The organism is Limnohabitans sp., assembly GCF_044361645.1.
Taxonomy (GTDB): Bacteria; Pseudomonadota; Gammaproteobacteria; order Burkholderiales; family Burkholderiaceae_C; genus Limnohabitans_A.
Genome location: NZ_JBIKIL010000170.1, coordinates 1 through 6066, shown reverse-complemented (window position 1 = coordinate 6066; position 6066 = coordinate 1). Strand labels below are relative to the sequence as shown.

Genomic DNA, 6066 nt, shown 5'->3' with positions numbered 1-6066 from the left:
CGGCACCTTGCGCATGTGCACATTGAGAATTTGCTCACGGCCACGAATATCGGGCAGGGTCACATAAACCTGGCGGTCAAAACGACCAGGGCGCAGCAAAGCGGCATCCAAAATGTCAGGGCGGTTGGTGGCTGCCACCACGATCACGCCCAAATTGGTCTCAAAGCCGTCCATTTCGACCAGCATCTGGTTCAGGGTCTGCTCACGTTCGTCGTTGCCGCCACCCAAGCCAGCGCCACGCTGGCGGCCCACAGCGTCAATCTCGTCGATGAAGATGATGCAAGGGGCATTCTTTTTCGCGTTTTCGAACATGTCACGCACTCGGGCAGCGCCCACGCCGACGAACATTTCGACGAAATCAGAGCCAGAGATGCTGAAAAATGGCACCTTGGCTTCGCCCGCGATGCCTTTGGCCAGCAAAGTTTTACCGGTACCGGGCGGGCCGACCAGCAGCAGACCACGGGGAATGCGCCCGCCGAGTTTTTGAAAGCGTTGCGGATCTTTCAAAAAGTCCACCACTTCCTTGACCTCTTCTTTGGCTTCGTCGCAACCGGCCACGTCAGCGAAAGTGACGTTGTTGTTGTTTTCATCCAGCATGCGCGCCTTGGACTTGCCAAAACTGAAAGCGCCGCCCTTGCCACCACCTTGCATCTGACGCATGAAGTAGACCCAGACACCGATCAAAAGCAGCATGGGGCCCCAGCTGACCAACAAAGTCATGAGCAAGGAGCCTTCCTCGCGGGGTTTGACATCAAACTTCACGCCGCTGCTGATGAGATCGCCCACCAAACCGCGGTCCAAGAAAGTGGCCGTTGTTTTGATGCGGCGATCGTCCAAAGTGACGGCCATGATTTCGGTGCCGCCTGGGCTCTCAGAAATGGTGGCAGTTTTGATGCGGTTGCTGCGAACTTCTTCCAGAAAGTCAGAGTAACCCACTGCGCTCGCGCCAGCGGCACCACGGTTGTCAAATTGTTTGAACAAAGTGAAAAGCACCATGGCTATCACCATCCACACCGCAATTTTGGAAAACCAAGGGTTGTTCAAGAGAGGCTCCAGTCGATTAAAAGTCTGGTGTCATTTTATGCCCGTCGAGGGGCCCCAAAGCAGCTGACTATTTCTTAGCCCTCACAAAGGGGGGTTTTAAAGGCTTAATTGCCCTGAATTAGCCCCATCCCCACCAAAAAAGTTTCGGAGGACTTGTCCCGAGACGATTTGGGTTTAATCGGCTTGACCACCTTGAAAGTCTGTTTGAACATTTTGACAATTTGGCTGTAGCCACTCCCATGGAACACCTTGACCACCAAAGCCCCTTCAGGCTTGAGGTGGTTTTGCGAAAACTCCACCGCCAACTCGATCAAATGTTGAATTCGAGCGGCATCCGATGCATCAATGCCCGACAAATTGGGGGCCATGTCGGAGACCACCACATCCACCTGCCGCCCCTGCAAGGCCGTCTCCAGCAGCGCTGCGACCTCGTTTTCGCGGAAATCACCTTGAATGAACTGCACCCCTTCCACCGGTGCCATGGGCAAGATGTCCAGCGCGATGATGCTGCCGTTGAGCGCGCCTACGGCCGCCCCGTTGGGCGAGAGGCGGCGGCGCACATACTGGCTCCAAGCGCCCGGGGCCGAACCCAAGTCCACCACCAAGTCACCCGGACGGATCAAACCCAAGGCTTCGTCGATTTCTTTCAACTTGTAAGCCGCCCGGGCGCGGTAGCCCTCCCTCAGGGCCAATTTCACATAAGTGTCATTCACATGGTCGTTCAACCAGGCTTTGTTGACCTTTTTACTTTTGGTTTTGACTTTCATTCTTCTGTGTCCTTGAGGAGATAATACGGGGATGCCCCAAATACAACTCACACCTGCCGAGCGCAAAGTTTTTCGCGCCGATGCCCACCACCTCGACCCGGTTGTCATGATCGGTGGCGACGGCCTGACCCCGGCTGTCGTGAAAGAAACCGAAGCCGCTTTGAACGCCCATGGCCTGATCAAAATCCGCGTCTTGGGCGACGACCGGGCTGCACGCGAAAGCATGCTCGCCCAATTGACCGAGCAGCTCAGCGCCGCGCCCATCCAGCACATCGGCAAACTGCTCATCCTGTGGCGGCCTCAGCCCGAGAAAACCAAAGTAAGCGACGACGACCGCAAAGCCGGTCCACGCGATTTCAAAATTCTGAAATACAGCTCACGCGGCGGTCAGCGCCCCGAGGTCAAAACCGTTCGCGTGCTGGGCAACCAGCGCTTGGCTGCAGGTGGCCAAATCAAGCGCGCCAAACCCAAACAAAAATCGGTCAAGAAAGGCCGCCTCGACTGAGCATCGCGCAGCGCCTGAACCCGGCGTTGACAGCCCAAAAGGCCGTTTGACAACGGCCTTTTTCCATGGCTCAGACGTACGACACGGCCACGATTTCATAACGCCGCACGCCGCTGGGCGCATGCACTTCGGCCACATCACCTTCCTCCTTGCCTATCAAGGCGCGGGCAATCGGGCTGCTGATGTTGATCAAGCCCAGTTTCAAATCGGCTTCGTCCTCGCCAACGATCTGGTAGGTGACGGCCTCGCCGGATTTTTCATCTTCTAACTCGACGGTGGCACCAAACACCACGCGACCACCGGCATCCACCGAGACGGGGTCGATGACCTGCGCGGCCGACAGCTTGCCTTCGATTTCCTGAATCCGGCCTTCTACAAAACCTTGGCGGTCCTTGGCGGCGTCGTATTCGGCGTTTTCGCTCAAATCACCTTGGGCACGCGCCTCGGCAATGGCTTGGATCACGCCGGGGCGGTCGATGGTTTTGAGTCGGTGCAACTCGTCTTTGAGTTTCTCTGCGCCGCGCTTGGTGATCGGGATGGTGGACATGTTCGGTTCTCCAAAAGCAAACCGCCGAGCGGTAAGCCTCGGCGGTTGGTTTGCACATTATGCCCTGCACATCATGGTGCGGGCCAAGGTTCAAGCTGGGGCAAATCAGCCGTCGAAATCAGGCTGCCAGCTGGGCGTGCATTTCTTGGATAGAAATGACGTCCAGTTGGTCCATGTACTTCATGCCTTCGACAGCCGCTTGCGCGCCCGCCATGGTGGTGAAGGTGGTGACGCGGTTGAGCAAGGCCGAGGTGCGGATGTGGCGTGAATCGGCGATCGCGTTGCGCCGCTCTTCCACCGTGTTGATGACCAGCACAATCTCGTTGTTCTTGATCATGTCCACGATGTGGGGGCGGCCTTCGGTGACCTTGTTCACCGTTGCACACGCCACGCCTTCGGCGTGCATGGCGCTGGCCGTGCCCTTGGTGGCAACCAAGGCAAAGCCTTGCGCTACCAACTGGCGAGCCACCTCGATGGCTCGGGGTTTGTCCTTGTTTTTCACCGAGATGAACACTTTGCCCGAGGGCGTGCCATCGGCCTTGGCCGGGCGCGGCAACTTGGTGCCTGCGCCCAATTGGCTCTTCACAAAGGCCTCGCCAAAGCTTTTGCCCACGCCCATGACCTCGCCGGTGGACTTCATCTCGGGGCCGAGAATGGTGTCCACACCGGGAAATTTCACGAAAGGAAACACGGCCTCTTTCACACTGAAATAAGGCGGCGTGACTTCTTTCGTGATGCCCTGCGAAGCCAGCGTTTGACCGGCCATGCAGCGCGCCGCCACCTTGGCCAATTGGATGCCCGTGGCTTTGGACACATAGGGCACGGTGCGCGAAGCGCGGGGGTTGACCTCCAGCACATAAATCACGTCTTGACCGTCGATGCTCTGAATGGCGAACTGCACATTCATCAAACCCACCACGTTCAGGGCACAGGCCATGGCGGCCGACTGGCGCTTGAGTTCGTCGACCGTGGCCGCCGACAGCGAGTATGGCGGCAAGGAGCAGGCCGAGTCACCGCTGTGCACACCGGCTTGCTCGATGTGTTCCATCACGCCGCCGATGAAAGTTTGGCCTTCGGGGTCGCGCAGACAGTCGACATCGCACTCGATGGCGTCGTTCAAAAAACGGTCGAGCAGCACGGGCGAATCATGCGACACCTTGACCGCTTCGCGCATGTAGCGCTCCAGGTCGCGTTGCTCGTGCACGATTTCCATCGCACGCCCCCCCAGCACATAGCTGGGGCGCACCACCAGGGGGTAGCCCAAGGCCGCGGCTTTTTCCAAAGCCTCTGGCTCGGTGCGTGCCGTGGCGTTGGGCGGTTGGCGCAAACCCAAGTTGTGCAACAACTTTTGAAAGCGTTCGCGGTCTTCCGCCGCGTCGATCATGTCGGGGCTGGTGCCAATGATGGGCACGCCAGCAGCCTCAAGGTCAAGCGCCAATTTCAAAGGCGTCTGGCCACCGTACTGAACGATCACGCCCGTGGGCTTTTCTTTGGCCACGATTTCCAGCACATCTTCCAAGGTGACGGGCTCGAAATACAAACGGTCCGAAGTGTCGTAATCGGTCGACACGGTCTCGGGGTTGCAGTTGACCATGATGGTCTCGTAGCCGTCTTCGCGCAGGGCCAGCGCCGCGTGCACACAGCAGTAGTCGAACTCGATGCCTTGGCCAATGCGGTTGGGGCCACCACCCAGCACCATGATTTTTTTGTTGTTGGTGGGCTCGGCCTCACATTCACCGTACCCGTGACCCTCGTAGCACGAGTACATGTAGGCGGTGTCGGTGGAGAACTCGGCCGCGCAGGTGTCCACGCGCTTGTAGACCGGGCGGATGTTCAGTGCATGGCGGCGCGCGCGCACCACATGCTCGGTGGTCTTGAGCAGCTTGGCCATGCGGCGGTCCGAGAAGCCCTTTTTCTTGAGCGCGCGCAACTCTTCAGCCGTGATGGCTTCGAGCGTGGTGGTTTCAAGTTCGAGTTCAATCTTCACGATCTCTTCGATCTGCACCAAAAACCAGGGATCGATCTTGGTCAAGGCAAACACCTCGTCCACGCTCAAGCCCATGGCAAAGGCATCGCCCACGTACCAGATGCGCTCGGGGCCGGGTTCGCCCAATTCTTTTTCCAAAACTTCGCGGTCCTGGGTTTTTTCGTTCATGCCGTCCACGCCGACTTCCAGGCCACGCAGGGCTTTTTGGAAGGACTCTTGGAAGGTGCGGCCCATGGCCATCACCTCGCCCACCGATTTCATTTGGGTGGTCAGGCGGCTGTCGGCTGTGGGGAATTTCTCGAACGCAAAACGCGGGATCTTGGTGACCACGTAATCAATCGATGGTTCGAACGAGGCTGGCGTGGCGCCCCCCGTGATGTCGTTGCGCAACTCGTCCAGGGTGTAACCCACGGCGAGCTTGGCTGCGACTTTGGCAATCGGGAAACCTGTGGCTTTGGACGCCAAGGCCGAGGAGCGCGACACGCGGGGGTTCATCTCGATGACGACCATGCGGCCGTCTTGGGGGTTGATGGAGAACTGCACGTTCGAGCCGCCGGTGTCGACACCGATCTCGCGCAGCACGGCCAAAGAGGCGTTGCGCAAAATTTGGTATTCCTTGTCGGTCAAGGTTTGCGCAGGGGCCACCGTGATGGAGTCACCGGTGTGCACGCCCATGGGGTCGAGGTTTTCGATCGAGCACACGATGATGCAGTTGTCCGCTTTGTCGCGCACCACTTCCATCTCGTACTCTTTCCAACCCAGCAGCGACTCTTCGATCAACAACTCGCTGGTGGGCGAAGCTTCCAGTCCGCGCTTGCAAATCACCTCGAATTCTTCGGGGTTGTAGGCGATGCCGCCGCCCGTGCCGCCCAAGGTGAAGCTGGGGCGAATGACAGTGGGGAATCCCAAGGTCTTTTGCACCTCCCAAGCCTCTTCCATGCTGTGGGCAATGCCCGAGCGCGCAGAGCCCAGACCAATTTTGGTCATGGCGTCTTTGAACTTGAGGCGGTCTTCGGCTTTGTCGATGGCTTCTGGCGTGGCACCGATCAACTCGACTTTGTATTTTTCGAGCACGCCGTGGTGCCACAGGTCCAAGGCGCAGTTCAGCGCGGTTTGACCGCCCATGGTGGGCAAAATCGCATCGGGCCGCTCTTTGGCAATGATCTTTTCCACCGTTTGCCAGGTGATGGGCTCGATGTAAGTGACGTCGGCGGTG

The 6066-nt window shown here is 58.4% G+C and carries 5 protein-coding genes; 1 reads left to right on the top strand and 4 read right to left on the bottom strand.

Features of this window, described 5'->3' with window-relative positions:
• Nucleotides 1-1044: ATP-dependent metallopeptidase FtsH/Yme1/Tma family protein (locus tag ACIQ39_RS18160; RefSeq protein WP_396435992.1), on the bottom strand; the 1044-nt coding region annotated here is incomplete at its 3' end.
• Nucleotides 1045-1148: 104 nt separating this feature from the next.
• Nucleotides 1149-1811, bottom strand: coding sequence for an RlmE family RNA methyltransferase (locus ACIQ39_RS18155; RefSeq protein ID WP_396435991.1), 663 nt, complete (start codon nt 1809-1811; stop codon nt 1149-1151).
• A 31-nt stretch (nt 1812-1842) separates the two neighbouring features.
• On the opposite strand from ACIQ39_RS18155, the gene ACIQ39_RS18150 reads away from it, so the two are divergent.
• The gene (locus ACIQ39_RS18150; RefSeq protein WP_396435990.1) at nt 1843-2316 is read left to right on the top strand and encodes a YhbY family RNA-binding protein; all 474 of its coding nucleotides are present in this window, start codon (nt 1843-1845) and stop codon (nt 2314-2316) included.
• A 70-nt stretch (nt 2317-2386) separates the two neighbouring features.
• Here the strand turns inward: ACIQ39_RS18150 and greA are convergent, their stop codons facing one another.
• Both greA and carB read right to left on the bottom strand, forming a co-directional pair.
• Nucleotides 2387-2863 carry a transcription elongation factor GreA gene (gene greA, locus ACIQ39_RS18145; RefSeq protein WP_396435989.1) on the bottom strand — a complete coding sequence of 159 codons (477 nt, stop codon included), beginning with the start codon at nt 2861-2863 and terminating at the stop codon, nt 2387-2389.
• A gap of 118 nt (nt 2864-2981) precedes the next feature.
• Nucleotides 2982-6066, bottom strand: a 3085-nt coding sequence (gene carB, locus ACIQ39_RS18140) for a carbamoyl-phosphate synthase large subunit (RefSeq protein ID WP_396435988.1), incomplete at its 5' end; no start/stop codon positions are given.